23 protein-coding genes are annotated in these 22,617 nt (G+C 57.7%); 22 read left to right on the plus strand and 1 reads right to left on the minus strand.

The window, feature by feature from the left end; genetic code table 11:
- Nucleotides 1-73: 73 nt before the first annotated feature.
- The 10 genes from ACR0CE_RS18900 to ACR0CE_RS18945 all read left to right on the plus strand — a co-directional run bounded on the left by ACR0CE_RS18900 (nucleotide 74) and on the right by ACR0CE_RS18945 (nucleotide 9,573).
- Nucleotides 74-604, plus strand: a complete 531-nt coding sequence (locus ACR0CE_RS18900) for an ester cyclase (protein WP_209507348.1) — start codon at nucleotides 74-76, stop codon at nucleotides 602-604.
- A gap of 11 nt (nucleotides 605-615) precedes the next feature.
- Nucleotides 616-1,956, plus strand: coding sequence for a histidinol dehydrogenase (hisD, locus tag ACR0CE_RS18905; RefSeq protein ID WP_480833449.1), 1,341 nt, complete (start codon nucleotides 616-618; stop codon nucleotides 1,954-1,956).
- Between the two features lie 83 nt (nucleotides 1,957-2,039).
- A complete protein-coding gene (locus tag ACR0CE_RS18910; protein ID WP_480833450.1) occupies nucleotides 2,040-3,089 on the plus strand; it encodes an ester cyclase in 1,050 nt (349 codons plus the stop codon).
- Nucleotide 3,090: 1 nt separating this feature from the next.
- On the plus strand, nucleotides 3,091-3,858 hold the full coding sequence (locus tag ACR0CE_RS18915) for an SDR family NAD(P)-dependent oxidoreductase (RefSeq protein ID WP_480484716.1): 768 nt from the start codon (nucleotides 3,091-3,093) through the stop codon (nucleotides 3,856-3,858).
- Nucleotides 3,858-4,877: a LacI family DNA-binding transcriptional regulator gene (locus ACR0CE_RS18920; protein ID WP_209599322.1), complete on the plus strand. Its 1,020-nt coding sequence runs from the start codon at nucleotides 3,858-3,860 to the stop codon at nucleotides 4,875-4,877. Before ACR0CE_RS18915 ends, ACR0CE_RS18920 begins: the two co-directional genes overlap by 1 nt.
- Nucleotides 4,874-5,848: a nuclear transport factor 2 family protein gene (locus tag ACR0CE_RS18925; protein ID WP_480833451.1), complete on the plus strand. Its 975-nt coding sequence runs from the start codon at nucleotides 4,874-4,876 to the stop codon at nucleotides 5,846-5,848. Before ACR0CE_RS18920 ends, ACR0CE_RS18925 begins: the two co-directional genes overlap by 4 nt.
- A gap of 151 nt (nucleotides 5,849-5,999) precedes the next feature.
- Entirely contained in the window at nucleotides 6,000-6,962 is a 963-nt protein-coding gene (locus tag ACR0CE_RS18930) for a cupin domain-containing protein (RefSeq protein WP_480833452.1), read from the plus strand.
- A gap of 102 nt (nucleotides 6,963-7,064) precedes the next feature.
- Nucleotides 7,065-8,189 carry a cobalamin-independent methionine synthase II family protein gene (locus ACR0CE_RS18935; protein ID WP_480484713.1) on the plus strand — a complete coding sequence of 375 codons (1,125 nt, stop codon included), beginning with the start codon at nucleotides 7,065-7,067 and terminating at the stop codon, nucleotides 8,187-8,189.
- A complete protein-coding gene (locus ACR0CE_RS18940) occupies nucleotides 8,186-8,881 on the plus strand; it encodes an alpha/beta fold hydrolase (protein ID WP_480484712.1) in 696 nt (231 codons plus the stop codon). Before ACR0CE_RS18935 ends, ACR0CE_RS18940 begins: the two co-directional genes overlap by 4 nt.
- Nucleotides 8,878-9,573, plus strand: coding sequence for an RraA family protein (locus tag ACR0CE_RS18945; protein WP_480833453.1), 696 nt, complete (start codon nucleotides 8,878-8,880; stop codon nucleotides 9,571-9,573). The genes ACR0CE_RS18940 and ACR0CE_RS18945 overlap by 4 nt, the downstream gene beginning before the upstream one ends.
- Nucleotides 9,574-9,748: 175 nt before the next feature.
- Here ACR0CE_RS18945 and ACR0CE_RS18950 read toward each other — a convergent pair whose 3' ends face one another.
- Nucleotides 9,749-10,294 carry a TetR/AcrR family transcriptional regulator gene (locus tag ACR0CE_RS18950; RefSeq protein ID WP_480484710.1) on the minus strand — a complete coding sequence of 182 codons (546 nt, stop codon included), beginning with the start codon at nucleotides 10,292-10,294 and terminating at the stop codon, nucleotides 9,749-9,751.
- A gap of 108 nt (nucleotides 10,295-10,402) precedes the next feature.
- Here ACR0CE_RS18950 and ACR0CE_RS18955 point away from each other — a divergent pair, with 108 nt between their 5' ends.
- The 12 genes from ACR0CE_RS18955 to ACR0CE_RS19010 all read left to right on the plus strand — a co-directional run bounded on the left by ACR0CE_RS18955 (nucleotide 10,403) and on the right by ACR0CE_RS19010 (nucleotide 22,394).
- The gene (locus tag ACR0CE_RS18955) at nucleotides 10,403-11,104 is read left to right on the plus strand and encodes a type 1 glutamine amidotransferase domain-containing protein (RefSeq protein WP_480474287.1); all 702 of its coding nucleotides are present in this window, start codon (nucleotides 10,403-10,405) and stop codon (nucleotides 11,102-11,104) included.
- A gap of 57 nt (nucleotides 11,105-11,161) precedes the next feature.
- Nucleotides 11,162-12,142, plus strand: a complete 981-nt coding sequence (locus ACR0CE_RS18960; protein WP_480474286.1) for an MBL fold metallo-hydrolase — start codon at nucleotides 11,162-11,164, stop codon at nucleotides 12,140-12,142.
- Between the two features lie 15 nt (nucleotides 12,143-12,157).
- Entirely contained in the window at nucleotides 12,158-12,835 is a 678-nt protein-coding gene (locus ACR0CE_RS18965; RefSeq protein WP_480474285.1) for a cupin domain-containing protein, read from the plus strand.
- Between the two features lie 4 nt (nucleotides 12,836-12,839).
- Nucleotides 12,840-13,514, plus strand: a complete 675-nt coding sequence (locus ACR0CE_RS18970) for an SDR family NAD(P)-dependent oxidoreductase (RefSeq protein ID WP_480474284.1) — start codon at nucleotides 12,840-12,842, stop codon at nucleotides 13,512-13,514.
- A complete protein-coding gene (locus ACR0CE_RS18975; protein WP_480833454.1) occupies nucleotides 13,514-14,599 on the plus strand; it encodes a flavin monoamine oxidase family protein in 1,086 nt (361 codons plus the stop codon). Before ACR0CE_RS18970 ends, ACR0CE_RS18975 begins: the two co-directional genes overlap by 1 nt.
- 454 nt (nucleotides 14,600-15,053) lie before the next feature.
- A complete protein-coding gene (locus ACR0CE_RS18980) occupies nucleotides 15,054-16,085 on the plus strand; it encodes an ABC transporter substrate-binding protein (RefSeq protein ID WP_480833455.1) in 1,032 nt (343 codons plus the stop codon).
- A 68-nt stretch (nucleotides 16,086-16,153) separates the two neighbouring features.
- Nucleotides 16,154-17,197, plus strand: a complete 1,044-nt coding sequence (locus ACR0CE_RS18985; RefSeq protein ID WP_480833456.1) for an ABC transporter ATP-binding protein — start codon at nucleotides 16,154-16,156, stop codon at nucleotides 17,195-17,197.
- Complete coding sequence (locus ACR0CE_RS18990) at nucleotides 17,197-18,042, plus strand: ABC transporter permease (RefSeq protein WP_480833457.1); 846 nt, start codon at nucleotides 17,197-17,199, stop codon at nucleotides 18,040-18,042. Before ACR0CE_RS18985 ends, ACR0CE_RS18990 begins: the two co-directional genes overlap by 1 nt.
- Nucleotides 18,035-18,871, plus strand: a complete 837-nt coding sequence (locus ACR0CE_RS18995; protein ID WP_480833458.1) for an ABC transporter permease — start codon at nucleotides 18,035-18,037, stop codon at nucleotides 18,869-18,871. Before ACR0CE_RS18990 ends, ACR0CE_RS18995 begins: the two co-directional genes overlap by 8 nt.
- Before the next feature lie 17 nt (nucleotides 18,872-18,888).
- A complete protein-coding gene (locus ACR0CE_RS19000; protein WP_480833460.1) occupies nucleotides 18,889-19,959 on the plus strand; it encodes an adenosine deaminase family protein in 1,071 nt (356 codons plus the stop codon).
- Complete coding sequence (locus ACR0CE_RS19005) at nucleotides 19,956-21,362, plus strand: MmgE/PrpD family protein (RefSeq protein WP_480833461.1); 1,407 nt, start codon at nucleotides 19,956-19,958, stop codon at nucleotides 21,360-21,362. The genes ACR0CE_RS19000 and ACR0CE_RS19005 overlap by 4 nt, the downstream gene beginning before the upstream one ends.
- A gap of 84 nt (nucleotides 21,363-21,446) precedes the next feature.
- Entirely contained in the window at nucleotides 21,447-22,394 is a 948-nt protein-coding gene (locus ACR0CE_RS19010; RefSeq protein ID WP_480833462.1) for a LysR family transcriptional regulator, read from the plus strand.
- Nucleotides 22,395-22,617 lie beyond the last annotated feature (223 nt).

The raw sequence follows: 22,617 nt of genomic DNA on the forward strand, positions 1-22,617 counted from the left end.
GATTTTCTGACGGCCGACCAACCCTCCCCGTCCAGACAGAAAACCCCTTGGTAACCATAAAAGGAAAAGACACATGAAGGGCTCCCGCCCCGAACAGGCCGTGCTGACACGTGACACGGACATGAGAAAAACCGACGAGACCCGCGCCGTGATCGAGGGGATGGTCGATGGTTTGAACGATCACCGCATCGACGATATTGGCGAATTCTTCGCAGAAGGGTTCCGCTGGATCGGCAACCGGGGCTGCGGCACCAAAACTGGGCTCAAGGAGTTTCAGGAAAACTGGCAACGCCCGTTTCAGGCGGCGTTCTCGGACAAGACCTGCATTGATGAGGCCCGGCTTTATATGGGCGAATGGGCTGCGGCCTTTGGCCGCCAGGAGGCAACCCACTCGGGCGAGTTTCTGGGCATCGCGCCCACCGGCAAGCGGGTCGAGATCCGATACATGGATTTCTGGAAAGTCGTCGATGGCAAGATCGTTGACAACTGGGTGAACGTCGATTTCGCCCACGTCGCCGCGCAGCTTGGCGTTGATCTGTTCAACGGCGAAGGCTGGGAAGCATTTGACCGGGGAGAAAAAACTCCACCCCGGCCCGAAAACTGAGGATAGAGACAATGGCTATTGAATACCTGAAACGCGGCAAACCTGAAGCTGATCGGGCGGAAGACGATGCCAAAACCCGAGCTGTTGTCGAAGCAACGCTGGCGGATATCGAAACCCGCGGCGATACCGCTGTGCGCGAGCTGTCAGAGAAGTTCGACAACTACTCGCCGGAAAGCTTCCGCCTGAGCCAGGATCAGATCGACGAGTTGATCAACTCGCTGACTGAACGCGAACTGGCCGATATCAAATTCGCGCAGAAGCAAGTGACGAACTTTGCGCAGGCACAACGCGACTCGATGCTGGATATCGAGGTTGAAACTCTGCCAGGAGTGATCCTTGGTCACAAGAACATCCCTGTTCAGTCAGTGGGATGCTATGTCCCCGGTGGCAAATTCCCGATGGTGGCTTCGGCGCATATGTCAGTGGCAACTGCCAAGGTCGCCGGTGTTCCGCGCATCATAGCTTGTACCCCGCCCTTCCAGGGCAAACCCAATGCGGCCGTGATCGCAGCGATGCATCTGGGCGGCGCGCATGAGATCTATGTCATGGGCGGGATCCAGGCCATCGGTGCCATAGCGATAGGGACTGAGACCATTGATCCGGTTCACATGCTGGTTGGCCCCGGCAACGCCTTTGTGGCCGAAGCCAAGCGCCAGCTGTTTGGCCGGGTGGGCATCGACCTGTTCGCCGGGCCGACCGAAACCATGGTCATCGCCGACGAAACCGCAGCGGATGCGGAGCTCTGTGCGACCGATTTGCTGGGACAGGCCGAGCATGGCTATAACAGCCCCTGCGTTCTGGTCACCAACTCGCGCAAACTGGCCGAAGAGACACTGAGCGAGATCGACCGTATCCTCGAGATCCTACCCACCGCCGGCACTGCCAAGGTCAGTTGGGAGGAATACGGCGAGGTCATCGTCTGCGACACCTATGACGAGATGCTTCAAGTGGCCGATGACATCGCGTCAGAGCATGTGCAGGTCATGACTGACCGCGACGACTGGTTCCTGGAAAACATGACCTGCTATGGCGCGCTGTTCCTTGGTCCGCGCACCAACGTGGCCAACGGCGACAAGGTGATCGGTACCAACCATACACTGCCGACCAAAAAGGCCGGGCGCTATACCGGCGGGCTCTGGGTCGGCAAATTCATGAAAACCCACAGCTATCAGAAGGTCGTCACTGATGAGGCCGCAGCGATGATCGGCGAATACGGCTCACGTCTGTGTATGCTGGAAGGCTTTGTCGGCCATGCCGAACAATGCAACATCCGTGTCCGGCGTTATGGGGGCATCAACGTTCCCTATGGTGAAGGCGCACCATACCGCGAGACGGCCGATGCGACTTCGTAAGCGTGACGAATCTTGCGCAGGGATTCGACCGGGGCCCTACAGAATTTTTTGGATAAGAAGTTAAAATAATGCGAGATTTCGCAATGGATACTCACTCTACCCACAAGGTCCTGATCGCGCCCCTGCGCGAGGCAATGTATAAATTCGACGAAGCCGGAGTACGAGCGGCGCTGGAGGCGGTGATCGCGCCCGATGCTGCCATCCACATGTTGTATCCATTCGGAGATCTGACCGGCCCGCAGGAACTCTATGACACCTGTTACGCGCCACTTCTGAAATCCATGCCCGATCTTGAGCGTCGCGATTGGATCGTCATGGGTGGTCGGACAGAACAGGGCAACGACTGGGTTGGCTGCGGCGGCCACTACTTCGGCACCTTCGTCGCCCCCTGGCTGGACATCCCGCCGACCGGGCATCTGACCCACATGCGGTTCCACGAATTCTACCGCTTTGAAAATGGCAAGGTTGTCGAGATTCAGGCACTCTGGGACGTTCCCGAAGTCATGATGCAGGCGAATGCCTGGCCAATGGCCCCGTCTCTGGGGCTGGAGTTCTGCATTCCCGGCCCGGCGACTCTGGATGGCGTTGCGTCCGGACCGTGGGATGAGGTGAAATCTCTGGCCTCGTGCAATCATATCGTCGACATGCTGAAACATCTTGAGAAACACCCCAGCCAGGGTGGGCCCGAAGTGATGGAGATGGAGCGGTTCTGGCATCCGCGCATGAACTGGTACGGTCCCGCAGGGATCGGGACAGCGCGCGGTATCGCGGGATTCCGCAACTGGCACCAGATTCCCTTCCTCAACGGAATGCCCGATCGTGGTCAGTATGCCGACGAGATCACCTTTCACTTTTTTGGTGATGGCGACTACGCCGCTGTGACCGGCTGGCCGAACATGATCCAGACCGTCACCCATGACGGCTGGATGGGGATTGCGCCTTCGGGCAAACGGATCACTTTGAAGTCACTTGATTTCTGGCGTCTGGAAGGTGGGCTGATCCGCGAGAATTGGGTGTTGGTCGATCTGCTGGATGTGTATCGGCAATTGGGCGTAGATGTTTTTGCCCGACTGCGTGAGTTCAATAAGGCACGTGTACCCGGCACCATCCCATTCCCGGTCGGCGAGGTCTGATATGCCACATTTTCCCAGCACCCCCAGTTTCGACCTGAGCGGCAAGCGAGCTTTGGTCGCCGGAGCCTCGTCGGGCATAGGCATGGCCTGCGCTGTGGCGCTGGCGGAACATGGTGCTGAGGTCACTTTGGCGGCGCGCCGTGCTGGTGCGCTTCAGGATATTGCAAAAGATATGTCGGCGCAGGGATGGTCTGCCAGAGTTCTGGAACTGGATGTTTCGGACGTGGCGGCAACCGCTGAAGCCGTAGCGCAAAATGGGCCGTTCGATATTCTGCTGAACTCAGCCGGGCTTGCCCGACACAGCAAGGCCGTGGAAACACAGCCGGAAGATTTCGATGCGGTGATAGGCGTCAATGTCAAAGGTGCTTATTTCCTGACCCAGGCTGTTGCCAAAGGCCTGCTCGACGCTGGCCGCCCCGGTTCGCTGATCAATATCTCTAGCCAGATGGGCCATGTTGGTGGTCGCGAACGCGCGGTTTATTGTGCGTCGAAATTCGCGGTCGAAGGCTTCACCAAGGCGATGGCGCTTGAGTTCGGACCGGCAAAGATCCGGGTTAACACGATTTGCCCCACCTTCATTCTGACGGATCTGACAAAGTCGACTTTTGACGATCCGGACAAGCGGGCCTGGATTCTGGACAAGATAAAACTGGGTCGCCCCGGAGAGGTTGAAGACATCATGGGGGCGGTGGTTTATCTGGCATCGGATGCGTCGGCGCTGGTGACGGGCACGGCATTGATGGTTGACGGAGGTTGGACGGCAGACTGATGGCGACACAAAAAGTTACATCACTGGAAGTTGCCCGTCTCGCCGGGGTCAGCCAATCTGCGGTCAGCCGTGTGTTCACCCCCGGCGCGTCTGCGTCGAAAAAAACCGTTGAAAAGGTGCGCAAGGCGGCCAAGGAACTGGGCTATCGCCCGAACGTTCTGGCCCGCGCTGTAGTGTCCGGGAAAAGCCGGATCATCGGGCTTGTCGTGGCCTATCTGAACAACCAGTTCTATCCCGAGGCGCTGGAGAAGCTGACAAACACGTTACAGGAACGTGGATACCACGTGCTGATATTCATGGCCTCGCATGAATCTGGAAACATCGACAATGTGGTCGAGGAAATACTCGACTTTCAGGTCGAAGGGATTATCGCCGCTTCAGTGGCTTTGTCCTCGGATTTGTCAGACCGCTGCCGAACGGCCGGTATACCGATGGTGTTGTTCAATCGGGCACAAGACGACACGGCGATGTCGTCAGTTACATCTGACAACGTTGCCGGTGGTCGAAAGGCTGCCGAGTTCTTGTTGGCAGCTGGGCACCAAAAGATCGGATATATCGCCGGGTGGGAAGGAGCTTCGACCCAGCGTGACCGCGAAACAGGGTTTGTTGCGACCTTGCAGAAAGCCGGGGTTACGCTGCACGCCCGCGAAGTAGGAAACTTTTCGACGGAAGAAGCCCGGCAAGCCACGCTGCGGATGTTCGAAGCCGATCCGCCTGATGCGGTGTTTGTCGCCAACGATCACATGGCCGTTTCCGTGATGGACACGCTGCGGTTCGAATTGGGGCTGAATGTTCCGGGGGACGTTTCGGTCATCGGGTATGACGATGTCACTGTCGCCTCATGGCCAGCCTACAACCTGACCACCATTCGACAGCCCGCCAATCGCATGGTCACCGAAACTGTCGATATTCTGCTCGGCAAGATCGAGGACCCCGATGCCGGCCCGCGTCGGGTCGAGATTGACGGACCGCTAATTGTGCGCGGCTCCGCCCGCATACCTGAAGGATGGAAGACATGAAGGGATTTGATCCCAAGTTCAAAGATTTCCCCGACTACATAATCGGGATTACCAAAGAAATCTGGGAAGATCGTGGCATTGCCACACTGCACGACTATTATGCCACGGACATCGTCGTGCGTTCACCTGGGTCGGTGGTTGTCGGAAACCAGAATGTCATTGCTGCCACTATGGCAACTCTGGCAGAATTCCCTGATCGAACGCTGTTGGGCGAGGATGTGATCTGGTCGGGAACGCCGGAAGAGGGCATGCTGTCGTCGCATCGCCTTTTGTCCACAGCGACCCATATGGGTGACGGTGTGTATGGCAAGGCGACCGGCAAGAAACTGGTCTACCGCATTTTAGCCGACTGCCACGCCATCAACAACCAGATCAACGATGAGTGGCTCATCCGCGACCAGAGCGCGATCGTGCAGCAGATGGGTTGGGACCCCAAGGAATATGCCCGCGATCTGATCGCGCGCGAGGGTGGGGCTGACGCCTGCGTGCAACCTTTCACACCGGCGAACGATCAGCCCGGCCCCTATAAAGGCCGTGGCAATGACAATGAATGGGGCCAGAAATACGCGGATATCCTGACCCGGATCATGAATGCCGATATGAGGGTGATCGAGGCTGAATACGACCGCGCTGTTCTGTCAGAATATCCCGGGGGCAAGACCGGCCACAGTTGGGGGCCGGTTGATCGGTTCTGGATGGGCCTGCGCGCGGCGTTCCCACTTGCCGAATTCAAGATCCACCACCAGATCGGCCGTGATGACCCGATGATGCCGCCGCGCGCCGCGATCCGCTGGTCTTTGCATGGCACACATGACGGCTGGGGCGTGTTCGGTGTGCCCACAGGGGCCGAGGTCTTTGTGCTGGGCATCAGCCAGGCCGAGTTCGGTCCATGGGGTCTGCGCAAGGAATACACCTTGTTTGACGAAACCTCGATCTGGAAACAGATTCTTCTGAAAACCGGCGATCTCTAGAATGTCGCACCGTATCTCAAATCTGGATGCCGGGCAGGCGTTGCGGCGGTACCACGCCCATCGCGCCAGCCTGCGCGCCCGGCGACTGAACAATCGTCCGCCGGGTGGTTTGGTTTGATCCGATCAAACCCAAATCAAAAGGAGAAAAGATATGAGTACCATCGAAAGCCGCATCGTCCGTTATGGCGAACTGAAGCCATGTAAAACCGCGTTCATCGACGCGCACACTCCGGGCTCGAACCAGAAAGAAAATTTTACCATCATTGGCGGTGGGGTCAGCGAAAGCCCGGATCAGCACGTCCACATCACCGACAAGATCGGGTTCAACATCGGTGCAGCGGGTCAACCGCCGAAATGCCGCAACTCGCTGCACAGCCACACCACCGCCGAGGTGTTCTTTGTTGCTAAAGGTCGATGGCGGTTCTTCTGGGGTCGTTATGGCACGGCTGGCGAGTTCATCGCCGAAGAAGGCGACATCTTCAACATCCCGACCGGGATCTTCCGCGGCTTCGAGAATGTCGGCCAGGACTATGGGATGATCATGTCGATGCTTGGTGGCGACGATGCCGGTGGCGGCGTGACCTGGGCTCCGCAAGTCATTCAGGATGCGCAGGCCCATGGCCTGATGTTGGGCAATAACGGCGTCCTTTACGATAGCAAAAAGGGTGAGGAACTGCCACACAATGTGCAGCCGATGCCGCTACTGACCGAGGAAGAACTGAAAGCCTACCCTGAGGTTCCCGTTGATGCGGTGATCGGCAAATACGTCGCTCGCTACTGGGACCTGATGGCGCTGGCAGCGGACAAACCTGCGGTTGTGATCGGTGAAAATGGCCTGATCAAAGACAAGCCCGGTTTCGAGGTTGATTTTTTGACGCGCGGTTCGGCTGTGGCTGAACTGGTCAAGGCGGACAAACCCGTGGTTCTGATGCCGGCGAGTGGCCATTGGCACATCAAGATCAATGAGGTCGAGGTTACCCTGTCCAACGGTGATACCGCTCTGGTTCTGCCCGGTGAAAGCTACAGCGCTGAACCGTCTATGACCGGGCAAGCGGGTCTGTACCGGATCACCGCAACCGACGACCCTGCTGGGGCGACCTGGACAGGAGAATAACGCCGAAATTACACGTCCCGGTTTCAATCGGGGCGCGCGCAGCACATCCATCGCCGGCTTTCCGGCCCGGCGATGGACCTAGATTTGAATGGAGATCCTAACATGACCCGCGTTTCAACCACCCATGTGGGAAGTCTGCCACGAAATCAGGAGGTCGTTGACTTCATCTTTGCACGCGAGCGAGAGGAACCGTTCGATCAGGCTGCATTTGACGCCTGCATGACAGCGGCCGTGTCCGAGACCGTGCGGAAACAAGTCAAGGCTGGGGTTGATATCGTCTCGGACGGTGAGACCTCAAAGATCTCTTACGCCACTTACGTCAAGGACCGCTATACCGGCTTTGCAGGTGACAGCGCGCGCAATGCGCCGGCTGACCTCAAGATGTTTCCGGGCTTTCTGCAACGATTGGCCGATGACGGTGGAACGCCCCAGTATGCTCGACCCATGTGTGTGGGCGAGGTGCGCTCAAAAGGGCAGGGTGAGCTGCAGAAGGACATCGACAATCTCAAAGCCGCGATGGCCGAGCACGGGGTCGAGCGCGGTTTTATGAACGCCGCCAGCCCCGGAGTTATTTCCCTGTTTCTGCAAAATGATTTCTATCCGACGCGCGAGGCCTATCTGGCCGCGCTGGCCGATGCGATGAAGGAAGAATATGAGACCATCGTTGGTGCGGGTCTGGATCTGCAATTGGACTGCCCCGATCTGGCCCTGTCGCGCCATATGCTGTTCACCGATCTGTCCGACGACGAGTTCGTGAAAATCGCCAACATGCATGTTGAGGCATTGAACCACGCATTGCAGAATGTCCCATCTGACAAAGTGCGTGTCCATATCTGCTGGGGCAACTACGAGGGGCCGCATTGCTGCGACATCGGCATGGGCAAGGTGTTTTCGACGCTGATGTCGACCAAATCGCGCTATGTGCTGTTCGAAACCTCTAACCCGCGACACGCGCATGAATGGACGGTGTTCCGTGACCGCAAGGGTGAAATTCCGGGTGACAAGGTTCTTGTGCCCGGTGTGGTGGACACCACGACGAATTTTGTCGAACACCCGGAACTGATTGCTCAGCGTACCGAGCGGTTTACGAACATAGTTGGAAATGAGCGTGTAATCGCCGGATCAGATTGCGGCTTTGGCACCTTTGCGGGCTTTGGTGCGGTAGATCCGGATATCGCCTACGCCAAGCTGGGCGCACTTGCCGAAGGGGCTGCCCTGGTCAAATGACGCCGCTTATCCTCCTGCCCGGAATGATGTGCGATGCGCGGTTGTTCACCCCGCAGATCGACGCTTTGTCAGGCAAGTACCCGATCCTGTGCGCACCAATCGGAGGCCATGAAACGATGCGGGCGCTGGCCTCCGATGTGTTAGCCTATGCGCCCGAACGCTTTGCTCTGGCAGGACTCTCGATGGGTGGCATTGTGGGGATGGAAATCCTGCGTCAGGCACCGGACCGTGTGGCTGGTTTGGCGTTGATGGACACGAACCCGCTTGCTGAATTGGACGAGGTCAAAGCCAGGCGCGGCCCTCAGATCGATGCGGTCGGACGTGGCAACCTGCGCAAGGTCATGGCCGAAGAGATGAAACCGAACTACCTGACTGAAGGTCCGCGCCGCGCCGCCATTCTGGACCTGTGCATGGATATGGCCATGGATCTTGGCCCGGACGTTTTTGTCAATCAATCTAAAGCTCTGCGTGATCGCCCTGACCAGAGCAACACTCTGCGCAACTTCACCGACGCAGCACTCATTCTCTGCGGGCGCGACGATGCCCTGTGCCCTGTTTCAAGGCATGAATTGATGCACGATCTGATGCCACAGAGCCGGTTGGAAATCATAGAAAACGCCGGCCACCTGCCGACACTGGAACAACCGCGACAAACAACGGCGGCTTTGATCCGCTGGCTGGAGTTGATATGAACCAATCCTTGCTGGACCTGCTGAAAAAGATCGACACGCCGACTGTTTGTAACGCAATCGAAGTGGCGCAGGGCAAGCGCGGATTCAATGAATTCACCCGGGGCACGATGTTATGTTCTGATCCCGATGCGGGCGCGATGGTTGGATATGCCCGTACCGCGAAGATTGCCGCCGTGAACCCGCCGTCAGAACCGCCTGAGGAGATCCGCCAACGTCGGATGGATTATTACAGGCATATGGCAACTGGGAGCGGCCCGGCTGTCACCGTGGTTGAGGATTTGGATTATCCAGATTGCATCGGCGCCTTTTGGGGTGAGATCAATACGACGATCCACAAGGGCTTCGGCATCAGTGGTGCGCTGACCAACGGGGTAATGCGCGACCTGGGCGATCTACCCGGTAACTTCCCGGTTGTTGCCGGGTCAATCGGGCCCAGTCACGGGTTCGTACATGTGCGCAAAATCGGCACCTCGGTTTCTATCTTTGGTCTGAAGATCCAGAACGGCGATCTTGTGCACGCGGACCGTCATGGTGCGCTGGTTATCCCGTCCGAAGTCGTGGGCAAGCTTGAACGGGCGATCATCAAATTGCTTGAAACCGAAAAACTGATTCTGGATCCCGCCCGCGCAACCGGGTTCGATTTCGATGCCTTCGAAAAAGCATGGGCGGCGTTTGAAGCCTCTCGGACTTAAACTTGCGATCTGTATTCCCCGGTTCTGAAGGTGTAGACCCCGCTGGGATCTGTTGCAAATTTTCGACTTCAATATTCCGATATCCATTCACTCGAGGCACTTATGAGCGTCAACAGTCAAAGGTTTGCAACAGATCCCCGCCCCTGCGCATGGGACGCACTGCTAGCTTCTGTTCCTAAATCGTACCAACGCCGCGAATTGCAGCTTTGGCAACCTGTTCAAACATCGATCGATCGTTTGACGCTGATGCGACGATCATGCCCCCTTCAAGGGCGGCGACGATGAGGTTTGCCTTGTCAGCGGCATCCTTGACCCCATGCTTGACGAGCAGATTTTGGAGCCATGCCTTGTTCATCTCGAAGAAGGCTTTTGTGCGTTGGTTGATGTTTTCCGGCAGTCCGATGGCCTCGGCGCCCATGACGGCGCAAAGGCATATCGATTCGTTCAGCACAAGCGCTTTGGAGTAGAGCGAAACGAAGCAGTCCAGAGCGGTTTGCAGATCGTTCAGGTCAATCTTGTCCAGTTCTGCCTTGAATTGCTCGGCGTAGCGGGTGACGAGAGCCTCCCCGAGATCCGGTTTGGTGGGGAAATGGTAGTGTACGCTGGCACTTTTGATTCCCACATCGTTCGCCAGGTCACGGAAACTCATCTCCGAAAAGCCCGCACTGCGCACGCGTTTCTCGGCGGCGATAAGAATTTTTTCTTTCATTGTCAGTGGCATGACTACCTCCAATCTACCGATTGATAGATAAACGTTGACAGCCCAGGAATCAACTTCTAACTGTTATCTACCTAGTGATAGATAGATATTGATGAAAGGATCACGCTGATGGCTACTGGAAACAAACAAAAACGCGTCTTGCTGGTCATGTCGTCCGTTGACGAAATGGGCATCTCGGGCAAGCAAACCGGCACCTGGTTCGAAGAGGTCGCAACCCCGTATTACGTCCTGACGGAAGCGGGCTATGAGGTTGTCTTTGCCTCGCCCAAAGGCGGCAACGCGCCGATTGACCTGCTGTCGATGAAGGCTCCGTTCACTACCGAAAACACTGACCGCTTCTTCAACGATCCGGTGGCCATGTTCGCGGTACAGAATACCCGCAAACTGCGCGAGATCGACTATTCGACCTTCGATGCGCTTTTCGTACCCGGCGGTTATGGATTGATCTGGGATCTGGCGTCGGACAGCCATGCTATCAAGATGATCCGGGAGTTCTACGAATCCGAACGGCCTGTCGCGATGGTCTGCCACGCGCCGGCCATACTGCGGGATATCAAGAAGTCAGACGGCAGCTACCTGGTTGAGGGCCTCAGCCTGACCGGTTTCAAGAACGACGAAGACAGTGAGATCGAGCTTCTGCATCACCTTCTGTTCTCTCTCGAAGATGAACTGAAACGCCGTGGCGCCACCTACGTCAGCAAGGCCAACTGGGAGGCCAACGTGGTCGAAGATGGCGCCCTGATGACCGGCCAAAGCCCGGCGTCGGCACCACCACTCGCGGAAGCGCTCAAGCAGCGCCTGGCTGCCTGACGCCTTACGTCGGGGCGGGCACCTGTCCGCCCCGGCAATTCGAAATGGAGAAGTCCCATGTCCGCCGATCTGCAACCCATCGACAGTGTCGAGATTCTCGTTCTCATCGACAACCGGACGGACAGCCTGTCCAGCGTGCCCGAGGGGTTCACCCATGAGTGGATCAACCTCCACAACGTCGGGATGAAGCAAATCTCGGGCGCCGGTCAGTGTTGTGCCAATCACGGCTTGGCGTTGATCATCACAGCCCGGCGCGGTGTGACGGAACATACATTGCTCTTTGACGCCGGGCCGGTGGATTTTGCCGTCGAGTTCAACGCATCACGCCTTGGCAAATCCTTTGCAGCCATCGAGGCGATCGCCCTGTCGCATGGGCATTGGGACCATGCAGGCGGCATTCCAGCGGCAATCGACCTGATCCGCAAGGATGGCCAGACCGGCGAGTTACCGGTTTATCTGCATCCCGGGATGTTCCGCAAACGCGCCTTTCCGCTTTCATCGGGGGAACTGATCGAAATTCGCGAAATCGCCACGCCCGAAGCCCTGGCTGCGCAGGGGGCTACACCCGTTGTTACGGATCAACCGGTCAGCGTGCTGGACGATATGTTCTATATTTCGGGCGAAATTCCCCGTGTCACGGATTACGAGGTCGGATTTCCGGGTCATGTCCGCCGCACCGAAGACGGCGCGGGTTGGGAAGACGACCCGTTGCTCATGGACGAACGCTATGTGGCGGTGAACATCGCGGGCAAAGGGCTGGTGGTGTTTTCGGCCTGTAGCCATGCGGGTATCGTCAATGTCCTTCATGCCGCTCAAAGGGATATCCCCGGAGTGCCGATCCATGGCCTAACCGGCGGCTTTCACCTTGCCGGTGGCAACGAAAAGATCATCGACCGGACCGTCGCCGACTTTGCGCAGTTCGACATCGACCTGATCATGCCCGGCCACTGCACAGGTTGGCGTGCGACAAACGCGCTGGAACGCCAATACGGCGAACGGGTTGTGCCGATTGCCGTCGGCATGAAGATCAACCTTTGAGAAAGGGAATGAGCCATGGAAATCAATGCAAACTTTGATGAACGCGCTGTCGTCCACTCGGAGAACGAGCCCTGGGTCCCCTCGCCAATGAAGGGTGTCGACCGTCGCATGCTCGACCGGATCGGCGACGAGGTTGCACGGGCAACAACGATTGTCCGCTATGCACCAGGCAGCGCCTTTTCGGCCCATACCCATACCGGTGGCGAAGAGTTTCTGGTGCTTGACGGCGTCTTTCAGGACGAGCACGGGGATTTTCCCGTCGGCACCTATGTGCGCAACCCGCCGACCACGTCGCATACGCCAAGCGCGGCGGACGGAGCAACGATCCTGGTCAAGCTTTGGCAGTTCGACCCGGAGGACCGCACACAGCTGACAATCGACACAAACGCGCAGGACCCGCGCCCGGTTGCAGATGGCATATCCGAAATCCCGCTTTTCGAGGATTCCCGTGAACGGGTCCGGATCGAGCTTTGGGATGCATCGGCCAATGTGACCGTGACCGACCACAAGGGGTTCGAGGCACTGGTGATCGAAGGCAGCTTCTCTGAGCACGGAGAGATCTTCGAGAAGAATTCATGGCTGCGTCTGCCGCCGGGTATGGCGCTCGATGCCACGGCCGGGCCCAAAGGCGCGCGCCTGTGGGTCAAATCCGACCACCTGGCAGAACCGCCGGTCATCCCGGGCAAAGGATAGGATCATGGGCAAACCCCTTGCAATTGTCGCTGGTGCTGGTCCGGGGCTTGGGCAGACGCTGGTTTCGGCATTTGGTCAGAATGGCTATACGGCATTTGGTCTCAACCGGACGATCCCGTCGGGTGCCGACCAAATTCTGCAAGTCGACCTGGCGGATCCGAAACACACAAAGGCCAAGCTGCGCAACATCATCTGCACCCATGGCGCGCCGAAGCTTGTTGTTCAGAACACCGCGAAACTCGTGATCGCGCCGTTCGAGGAAACAAGCATCGAGGATTTCGAAGCGACCTGGCGGGCCATGGTCCTGTCAACGGTCAACCTGGCACACCGAATTTTGCCCGCAATGGTTGATACCGGGGGCGGCACCTTTATCGTCTCTGGTGCCACAGCCAGCCTGCGCGGTGGCAGGAACTTTGCAGCCTTCGCTTCGGCCAAGGCGGGTCTGCGGGCATTGACCCAATCCCTGGCCCGCGAATACGGGCCGCAAGGCGTGCATGTGGTGCATGTGATTCTGGACGGGATCGTCGACACCAGGGCCAGCCGGGATCTGCACAAGATGGATCCGGCGCGGATGATGAAACCTGTGGACATCGCTCAGACCTATCTGGCGCTGGCCAACCAACCGCAATCCACCTGGACCCACGAATTGGATCTCAGACCCAAAGGGGAGGCATTCTGATGCAAACCGATACTCTGATTGTTGGCGGAGGTCTCTCCGGCCTTGCCCTTGCCGATCAGCTGACACGAAACGGCACGGATTTCCTTCTGATCGAGGCGCAGGACCGCCTGGGCGGGCGCATCCTGACCAAAGACCTGTCGGGCGGAAAGTTCGACCTTGGCCCGGCCTGGTTCTGGCCCGGCCAGCCGCGAATGGCCGCCTTGGCCCGGCGTTTCCGAATCCCGGTGTTCGAACAGTTTGCCACCGGCGATCAGATGTATCAGGACCAGTCCGGCGCCGTCCAACGTGCCCGCGGCTATGCCTCGATGCAGGGCTCCTACCGGCTTGCCGGGGGCATGGGCGCCATGATCGACGCGCTTGCCGGATCTCTGGATGCCGGTCACGTCTTGACACAGGCGAGCCTCAAATCGGTCAATCATTCTCCGGGCATGATCACTGCATCTCTCGACCATGACGGCACGGCCCTTTCCGTTGAAGCCCGGCAAATCATGCTGGCGATCCCGCCGCGGGTGATTGCGGAAACCGTCAAATTCGAGCCGGCGCTGGATGCAGCACAGATCCAGGCCTTGAAAAACGTCCCGACCTGGATGGCGGGGCAGGCCAAGATCCTCGCGGTTTACGATGAGCCCCACTGGCGCAATGCCGGGCTTTCGGGTGACGCCATGAGCCATCGCGGCCCTATGGTCGAAATCCACGACGCCTCTCCCATGAAGGGCGGTCCCTACGCGCTGTTCGGTTTCGTCGGCTATCCCGCCGACACGCGCGAGGCACACAAGGACGCCATGATGGACGATGCCCTGGCGCAACTTACGGCGATGTTTGGCCCCAAGATGGCGCAGCCCCTCGATCTGGAACTGCAGGACTGGGCCACAATCCCGGAAATCTCCCGCACGCAGGATCGCGTTCCGGTGCGCTTCCACCCAAGCTACGGCTCGCCTTCAATCCTCGGCAGCTTGGCGGAACGGGGTGTGCATTTCTGCTCGACCGAAACCGCACGCGGGTTTGGCGGATTTCTTGAAGGCGCGCTGGAGGCTGCTGAGAGAGTTGCAGCATTCGCAGATGAAACCATCATAGCTGAGGCCTGACCGAGCTTTCACTGTCGCCCTTTGTCTTGAATGATCGCTCACGTATGGAAGATGGTTCGATGGCGGGATATCACGGCGCTGCTACAAAGACCGCTCACAACCGCAGTTGGAGGTGGTTAAACATCAGATCGAATGCCTACTATATTTCGGCCCTCGTGGACGGCCCATAAGAGACATTCACCATGCATCTGAAATGCTGCGGTTGCAGTTCGCATTGCTGCCATTCGCCGCGGCCACGAAACCCGGTGTTTGTCGAGCCCAACTAGGCGCTGCTCTTCCTAGGATGAAAGTCTATGATGATTAGAACCGCCATAATCCAACCAAACCGGATATGGGAAATCTCCATCAATAGACAAATGCTATCGTTTGCATTGCAATCAATATTAGATGCCTACCTCCAAAATTTGTAGTCTGCTCTCAAATGGCCGATGTGCCTCAACACGGGAGCGACAAGATGTTCAGAACACAACCCTTGAGATATTCCGCCGCGCTGGCTTTGTCCTGCACAATCGCCGCGCCTGCCATTGCGGCAGATCTGACGATCTCGCTGTGGGGTGGCGGCTATGGCGAAAACTTCACCAAGCACTTGATCGAACCGTTCGAAGAAGAAAACGGCGTCGATATCGTGGTCGACGGCGGACGTTCCTCAGAGCGTCTCAGCAAGCTGATCGCCACCAAGGGACGAGGCGCTGACCTGGTCTTCCTGTCGGACTTCCAGATGTATGAGGCACATTCGCGCGGCCTTCTGCAGAGCATCAATGTCGACAACGTTCCCAACCGCGAGAATCTGCGTGAATTCGCCCGCGATCCGTTTGGCGGCGACATGTGCCCCGCCTTTGTGGTGCTAGGCGCCGGCCTGGCTTACAACACAGATGAGTTTTCCGATGCGCCACCGGCGTCGTGGAACGATCTCTTGCGGGATGATCTGAAGGGAAAAGCTGGCTACCCGGACATCGGAATTTCTTATGCCACGCTTCTGGCGATCATGATGGCGGAATTGAATGGCGGTGGCATCGACAATGTTGCAGCTGGCTTTGACGCTCTGAACGCGGCGCGGGAAAATCTGCAATTCTTTGCCTCCCGAGAGGTGCTGGAATCCGTTGTGCGGGGCGATGTCTCGCTGGCCCCGCAGCTGAACATCTTCGTCAAGAAGGAAGACGGCGTCCCGATGGATTTCGTCTGGCCGGAAGAAGGAGGATTGGGTGTTCTTAACCTGATGTGCGTCGTCAAGGGTTCGAAGAATGCCGATCTGGCCGAGAAATTCATCAACTACATGCTGTCGGACGAGGTGCAGACCAAACTTCTGACCGAACAGGGCGAAACGCCGGTGTCGGCAAATGTCGACATGACGACGGCGGTCGGCTCGCCACGCAACATCCTGACCCAGGACGTGATCGAGAAGTTGAATTTCTGGGACATCGAAACCATCGCCAACTCGAAGAGCGATTGGGTTAGCCTGTGGCAGGAAACCGTCGTCGCGAACTGATCCTCCCTGAAACTGGCGCGGGACGTTCGTGAAACGTCCCGCCTCTTTTCCTCAATTGAGGTGATGAAATGTCATCGGTCGAAGTTAAAAACCTGATCAAGAAGTACGGTGAGTTCACGGCCGTGCGAGATGCGAGCTTCAAGGCGGAATCCGGTTCCCTAATCAGCATTCTGGGCCCCAGCGGCTGCGGCAAGACAACGACCTTGCGCACTATTGCCGGGTTCGAGGATGCGACAAGCGGGGATATCTTGCTGGACGACCGGTCTGTGTCGCAGATACCTGCCTGGCGCCGAAATATCGGCATCGTGTTTCAGTCCTACGCGTTGTTCCCGTTCATGACGGTCGGTGACAATGTCGGCTACGGGCTCAAAATGCGGAAATTGCCCAAGGCGGAGATTGCCCGAAAGACAACGGATGCCCTCAAACGGGTTGGCCTGCCAGGCAGCGAGGCCAAGTACCCGCGGCAACTCAGCGGCGGCCAGCGCCAGCGTGTCGCCCTGGCACGGGCGCTGGTTATCGAACCGGACGTGATGTTGCTGGACGAACCGCTGTCGGCGCTTGACGCCAAGCTGCGCGACGAAATGCGGTTCGAATTGAAACGCATTCAGCAGCAGTCCGGCGTTACGACTTTGCTGGTGACCCACGATCAGGAGGAGGCGTTCACGCTCTCGGACCAGATCGTTGTGATGAACAATGCCGTGGTCAAGCAGGTCGGGTCCCCTCGCGAGATCTGGGACCGCCCCAACTGCGCCTTCGTGGCCGATTTCATAGGGGTCGAGAATATCCTGCCCTGCGACGCAACTGACAATCAGATTGTGATCTCAGGACAAGCGTTCTCCGCTTCTGTCAATGGCGTGGCGGGTGCATCCGCGATGGCGGGCTTCCGCTCTTCCGATCTTGAAGTTTTGTCGGGCAACGATGACGACAGCCTTAATCTGATCACAGGAGATGTTGTCGGAGAGGCATACACCGGTGACAGCAATGTCTATCAGGTGCGCACCGCACTTCGGGAGGCACCGATCATCGTCAAATCTGACAAAGATCAGAAACTCTCTGGCAACGTTCGGTTGCGCCTGCCGGGAGAGAAAATCATGATCCTGGAGGCGGACTGATGCCCACGCTGTCCGCAACCCAACGCGACTGGGCGCTTTCATTGCCCGCCTTCACGATTGTCAGCCTCCTGGCCGTGGTACCGGCGGTAATGCTGTTCATTTCAGCCTTCTCGTCACCGGACGTTGAGGGCTTTACCCTGATCAACTTTCAGAACCTCTGGGAAAGCAAGCTGGCGACCCAGGCATTCTGGCGCACTATCTGGGTCGCGATCAGTGTTACACTGATAACCATTATCCTCGGCTATCCGCTGGCCATCGGATTCTTACGTGCAAGCAACCGACTGCAGCCGATCCTGCTGACGCTCTTGGTCTTTCCGCTGATGGTATCGGTCGTGGTGCGCGCCTATGGCTGGATCGTGGTCCTTAGCCCCAGCGGGATCGTAAATCAGGTCCTGCTGGGCCTGGGGATCATCAGCGAGCCGATCGACGTGCTCCACACCGAGTTCGCCGTCATTCTGGGCGAAAGCCAACTGCTGCTGCCCTACATGGTGCTCTCATTGATCGCGAGCTTGCAAAAGGCTGATGCCAACCTCGAAGAAGCGTCGATGAGCCTGGGTGCCAATCCGGTAACCACGTTCTTCCGCATCGTCATTCCCGTCAGTGTGCCGGGTCTCCTGACCGGCACTTTGCTGGTCTTCGCACTGGCGCTCACCGCCTTTGCCACCCCGCTCCTGCTGGGAGGCGGTCGAACACCTCTGCTGACGACACTGATCTACACGTTCGCGTTCACCACCTTCGACTGGTCTGCTGCCGCGGCTGTCGGACTGGTGCTGATTGTGCTGGCGCTGGTCTTCGTCACCCTGCAGCGCTGGATCGGAAAAAAGGTTTTGAAATCCTATGAATAAAGTCACGAACCCGACATTCCGTGGTGAGGGCGCGCTGCTCCTGGCCGGAAAATCTCTCTCCGTCGCGATGATGGTATTCGGGTTCCTATTCCTGCTGGGGCCAATCCTGATCGTCGTGATCTCTTCTTTCACATCGGCGTCCTACCTGACGTTCCCTCCGCAGGAGTTCTCGGTGAAATGGTACCGTGAAGTGCTTTCGCTCTCCTGGTTCTCGAACTCGATCGTTACCAGTTTCATCATAGCCATTCTCTCGACAGCCATCTCGGCGGTGATCGGCATTCTTGTCGCCCGCGCGTTGGCGCGCGGACGGTTCAGGGCCAAGGCATTTGTGGAGTTGGTGGTTCTGACACCGCTTTTGCTGCCTGTGATTGTTCTTGGCTTCGCTCTTTTCAACATACTTGTGACCTTCGCGCTTGAGGGCAACAACTTCATCAACCTGATCGGCGGTCATATTCTGATCACGGTTCCATTCGTGGTGCGCTCGGTCTGGTCGGCGATGGCGGGTACGGACATCTCGCTGGAGGAGGCAAGTCTTGGCCTTGGCGCGACGCCCTTTACCACATTCATCAACATCGTGCTGCCGATGGCACGACCCGGGATCGTCTCGGGTGGCATTCTGGCCTTCACATATTCGTTCAACGATGTCTCGCTGTCGATCTTCCTGACCGGTCCCGGCGCCACAACCCTGCCGGTCCAGATGATGTCCCATATCGAGTATTCGGCCGACCCAACCCCGGCCGCGATTTCGACGATCATGTTGGCGATCACCCTGGTGATCTTCGTCATCACCAGCCGCACCGTCGGTCTGAAGATTTTTGCCGAAAAATAAGCTACGGAGGCGGCCAAATGCTTGATCCAGGTGCCGATCTGAATTCCTTCTTCCAGGATATCCCGAAAGTAGACCTGCATTGCCACCTCTACGGTACGATCCGCGAAGCGACGCTGCAGGAATTCGTCCGCGAGTCTGATGCGCCAATGAGTGCAGAGGACGTGACTGGATTTTATGTGCGCGGAGAAAAGCCAAAAGGGGTGCTGCACGCGTTCCGGTTCATGGAAGAGCACATTTTCGACAGGCCAGCGCGACTTCATCGTCTAACATTCGAAGCTTTGGAGGATCTCTGCGCCGAGAATGTGCGTTATGCTGAAGTGTTCTGGAACTCCACCGGCACGCTGGGCTATCATCCCGCGTTGACGTTTGAGGACTGCCAGACCGCAATCACCGACGCGATGGCGGAGGCCGAACGCGAACTGGGCATCGTCGCACGGCTTATTCACGCGATCGACCGGCAGGCACCGCCCGAAGACGCCGTGAAGATGGTGGAATCGATGATCCGCCACCCCGACAGACGTGCGGTTGGCGTCGGTATCGACTATCTGGAGACCGATCATCCGCCGGAGAATTTCTGGAAAGCCTACAGAATGGCGCGGGATGCCGGTTTCAAAACCACAGCCCATGTGGGCGAATTCGGGTGCCACTGGCGCAACATCGATACCGCCATCAATCTGCTGAATGTCGATCGGCTGGATCACGGCTACACCATGCTCGATAATCCCGACCTCCTGAACGAGTGCATAGAGCGAGACCTGATTGTCACTGTGGTGCCAACCAACTCTTACTACATGCGCACACTCGACAAGTCCGAGTGGGCGGAGAAACACCCGATCCGCCAGATGGCTCGGAAAGGCCTGCGTATTCACCCGAACACCGATGATCCGACTTTTCACAATGTAACGCCCGCCCTCGTGTGGCGGATGATGCATGAGGATTTTGGTTATGGCTTCCAGGATCTTCGCCAGTTCATGTTGAACGGCCTCGAAGGCGCTTGGGTCGGCGACGAGACACGGCGATCCATGAAGGTGCGTTTCGAGGCCGAGTTCGACGCCGCGCTGGAAAACTGCAAAGTCGCCACCTTGTGAACCTTTCGGCCAATCGCACTGCAAGCCAGACAGAGCTGTTTTCAAGGTTCGCTTTCGGCTTTCGCCTATGCGACGCTCCGGACGCTGTGCAGCGTTACGCGCGGCTTTTGATCATGGACCTGATCGGCTGCGCGATTGGGGCACTGAACACACCGGAAGCGATTTCTGCATCGAGGGCGGCAAAGGCACTCGACCCCGCGCCCGGCACTGCCGCGCTTTGGGGAACGGGGCGCAGCGCGACGCCGCAGACGGCGGCACTCTTCAACGGGATCATCGCCCACACGCTGGAACTCGACGATTTTCTCGGCATCGATCACACCGGCGCCGTGGTCATACCCGCACTTATTGCGGTCGCCGATCATCAGGGCGATTGGGATGAAGAACGGTTTCTGGAGGCAATGATCATCGGGTACGAGATCGGGCGCCGGTTGCTTGATACTGCCGGTGGCTACTCAGTTCATAACCGGACTGGATGGCATACGACCGGAACACTTGGAGGGTTCGCCGCGGCTGCAGCGGTCAGCAAGTACTTGGGTCTCGATGTCGAACGCACGACCTGGGCGCTCGGTCAGGCAGGCAGCGTGGCTGGCGGAACCTGGGCATTCAGAGCCGATGGCTCAATGAGCAAGCGCCTGCATCCCGGCATTGCTGCACAGCATGGACTGACCGCGGCGTTTCTCGCGCGCGAGGGTTTTACCGGTCCGAGAGTAATTCTTGAAGCGGATTGGGGCGGCTACTTCGCCTTGTTCGCTGCCAACCACAACTGTGACGTTGAAAGAGTTTTCACTGATCTAGGAAGTGACTTTCGGTTGGGGTGGACGGGGATCAAACCCTATGCCTGCTGCCGTGGCTGTCACAGCGCCATCGATGCGGTTTTTGCAATCAGAGATCGGGAGGGCAACTTTGAAGACAAGGTAACTGGTGTCGAAGTCACCTGTTCTCCTGCGCAATATCGCCAATTGGGCAATACGACACCGACGAACAATGCCGAGGCTCAACTTAGCCTTCCCTACGCTATCGCAATAGCAATCCGGTTCGGCGATGCGTCTCTCGACCGCTTTACTGCCCGCGCAGTTGCAGACCACGACACGCTTCGGATCAGCCGGCGTGTGACATTCTCTGTGGTAGAGGACTGGCCGCCCGACAAAGAGCCGGAAGTCACTATCTCGCTTTCGGACGGGCCCGAGTATCGCGAGCATATCCAAGTGGCGACCGGCGACCCAAGAAATCCACTTCCCACAAAAGCTGTTGTCGACAAGTTTCTAGGCCTCACTTCTGGGTATCTCAGTTCGCGTCAGCAAGAAGACTGGATCGGGTTCGGGTGCTCTGAGCGGAGTGTCGGGTATCTGAATTCGGCATCCGCGAGCCTTCATCAATGCCTGGCCCTTGCGACAAACCAATAGACAATCGTTATCGGTTTCAGGCAACTCTATACGCATAACCTTGAATACCTTGAAGAACCTGCGCATTCTTCGGCAATGCAATCGATGCTCGAACGTCTCCGCACTCATAATTTCGACTCTCGGGTCAACCGCCGGAATCTGAGTTTCTTCTACGCTGCTGCCGTCGAGGAGAATTTTACCAGAGCGGCCAAGATCTGCGGCGTCGCGCAGCCCTCGCTCAGCCGCGGCATCACGCTGCTGGAAGATGCCATTGGCACACCGCTGTTTGAGCGGACCGGGCGATCTGTTGAGGTGACGGAGAGGGCGAAGGAGATTTTGCCGGAAGTCGAACTGTATCTGAACCAGAGCATGAGCTTCGTTGAGCACCTGACGTCGCGAAACCGCGGCGAACCAACCGAATTGAGGATTGCGGCGATCTCAACATTGACGGCAGGCCTTCTCCCGGAAATCGTCACTCGGTTCGAGGCGTCGCATCCCGGCGTCGCGGTTGCATTGATGGACGGCATAAATCAGGAAATCGTTGACGCCGTGAATGTGGGCGACGCCGACATCGGAATCGTCGCCACACCAGAAGACCCGGCGAGATTTCGCACAAGGCTGCTGTTCACAGATCGCTACTTTCTTGTCGTAAACCTCGACCACCGTATGGCGGATCGGACTAGCGTTCGTTGGGAAGAGTTGGCCGACGAGAACATCGCGACCTTTCGCAAAGGTTCCAGCACGTTCGACACAATCAGAAACACTCTCAATATGATCGGTATCCATTTCGATCCGGTGTCACAGGTCAACTACCGAAACACGCTTATGGGGCTGGTCGAACATCGTGGCGTAGCGACAATCCTGCCAAGAACCGCCGTGCAGCGTCGTGATGAGGAGGTCATCCGTGCCATCCCGCTGATCGACCCGATGGTCGAACGAAGCTACTATCAAGTAATGCGAAAAGGCCGGCTTGGTACGCGAGTGGCTGATGCATTTAGCAGCTACCTCCAGTCCGAGTTTATGTCGTTGGATTTTGGAGCTGGCGGGCCTTAGCAAGACAACTGACGCTGCAAGTTGCAGGTGCCTGCGGCCCCAACCGGACGCTGAGTGTGCGGTTCAATGCTGCATCGCAGCGTTCCCGTAAGCAGACATTGACCGATGGTAGCGGACGCCCCTCCTCAACCCAGTGTCCGCCATCAGCACCCATGGAACAGACTAGGTTGATTGCGTAGCGGAGGATTTCAGGCTCATCGTAACCATCAGAGAGTGGAGATGA

It is taken from the genome of Ruegeria sp. L11 (assembly GCF_056531755.1).

Excerpts from the sequence above, each read along its gene's own strand:
- ACR0CE_RS18950 (WP_480484710.1), bottom strand. The coding sequence starts at position 10,294 with ATGCCACTGACAATGAAAGAAAAAATTCTTATCGCCGCCGAGAAACGC.
- ACR0CE_RS18990 (WP_480833457.1), top strand. The coding sequence starts at position 17,197 with ATGCCCACGCTGTCCGCAACCCAACGCGACTGGGCGCTTTCATTGCCC.
- ACR0CE_RS18925 (WP_480833451.1), top strand. The coding sequence starts at position 4,874 with ATGAAGGGATTTGATCCCAAGTTCAAAGATTTCCCCGACTACATAATC.
- ACR0CE_RS18940 (WP_480484712.1), top strand. The coding sequence starts at position 8,186 with ATGACGCCGCTTATCCTCCTGCCCGGAATGATGTGCGATGCGCGGTTG.
- ACR0CE_RS18920 (WP_209599322.1), top strand. The coding sequence starts at position 3,858 with ATGGCGACACAAAAAGTTACATCACTGGAAGTTGCCCGTCTCGCCGGG.
- ACR0CE_RS18900 (WP_209507348.1), top strand. The coding sequence starts at position 74 with ATGAAGGGCTCCCGCCCCGAACAGGCCGTGCTGACACGTGACACGGAC.
- ACR0CE_RS18995 (WP_480833458.1), top strand. The coding sequence starts at position 18,035 with ATGAATAAAGTCACGAACCCGACATTCCGTGGTGAGGGCGCGCTGCTC.
- ACR0CE_RS18985 (WP_480833456.1), top strand. The coding sequence starts at position 16,154 with ATGTCATCGGTCGAAGTTAAAAACCTGATCAAGAAGTACGGTGAGTTC.
- ACR0CE_RS19000 (WP_480833460.1), top strand. The coding sequence starts at position 18,889 with ATGCTTGATCCAGGTGCCGATCTGAATTCCTTCTTCCAGGATATCCCG.
- ACR0CE_RS19010 (WP_480833462.1), top strand. The coding sequence starts at position 21,447 with ATGCTCGAACGTCTCCGCACTCATAATTTCGACTCTCGGGTCAACCGC.
- ACR0CE_RS18930 (WP_480833452.1), top strand. The coding sequence starts at position 6,000 with ATGAGTACCATCGAAAGCCGCATCGTCCGTTATGGCGAACTGAAGCCA.
- ACR0CE_RS18910 (WP_480833450.1), top strand. The coding sequence starts at position 2,040 with ATGGATACTCACTCTACCCACAAGGTCCTGATCGCGCCCCTGCGCGAG.
- ACR0CE_RS18960 (WP_480474286.1), top strand. The coding sequence starts at position 11,162 with ATGTCCGCCGATCTGCAACCCATCGACAGTGTCGAGATTCTCGTTCTC.
- ACR0CE_RS18965 (WP_480474285.1), top strand. The coding sequence starts at position 12,158 with ATGGAAATCAATGCAAACTTTGATGAACGCGCTGTCGTCCACTCGGAG.
- ACR0CE_RS18970 (WP_480474284.1), top strand. The coding sequence starts at position 12,840 with ATGGGCAAACCCCTTGCAATTGTCGCTGGTGCTGGTCCGGGGCTTGGG.
- ACR0CE_RS18980 (WP_480833455.1), top strand. The coding sequence starts at position 15,054 with ATGTTCAGAACACAACCCTTGAGATATTCCGCCGCGCTGGCTTTGTCC.
- ACR0CE_RS18975 (WP_480833454.1), top strand. The coding sequence starts at position 13,514 with ATGCAAACCGATACTCTGATTGTTGGCGGAGGTCTCTCCGGCCTTGCC.
- hisD (WP_480833449.1), top strand. The coding sequence starts at position 616 with ATGGCTATTGAATACCTGAAACGCGGCAAACCTGAAGCTGATCGGGCG.
- ACR0CE_RS18945 (WP_480833453.1), top strand. The coding sequence starts at position 8,878 with ATGAACCAATCCTTGCTGGACCTGCTGAAAAAGATCGACACGCCGACT.
- ACR0CE_RS18935 (WP_480484713.1), top strand. The coding sequence starts at position 7,065 with ATGACCCGCGTTTCAACCACCCATGTGGGAAGTCTGCCACGAAATCAG.
- ACR0CE_RS18915 (WP_480484716.1), top strand. The coding sequence starts at position 3,091 with ATGCCACATTTTCCCAGCACCCCCAGTTTCGACCTGAGCGGCAAGCGA.
- ACR0CE_RS18955 (WP_480474287.1), top strand. The coding sequence starts at position 10,403 with ATGGCTACTGGAAACAAACAAAAACGCGTCTTGCTGGTCATGTCGTCC.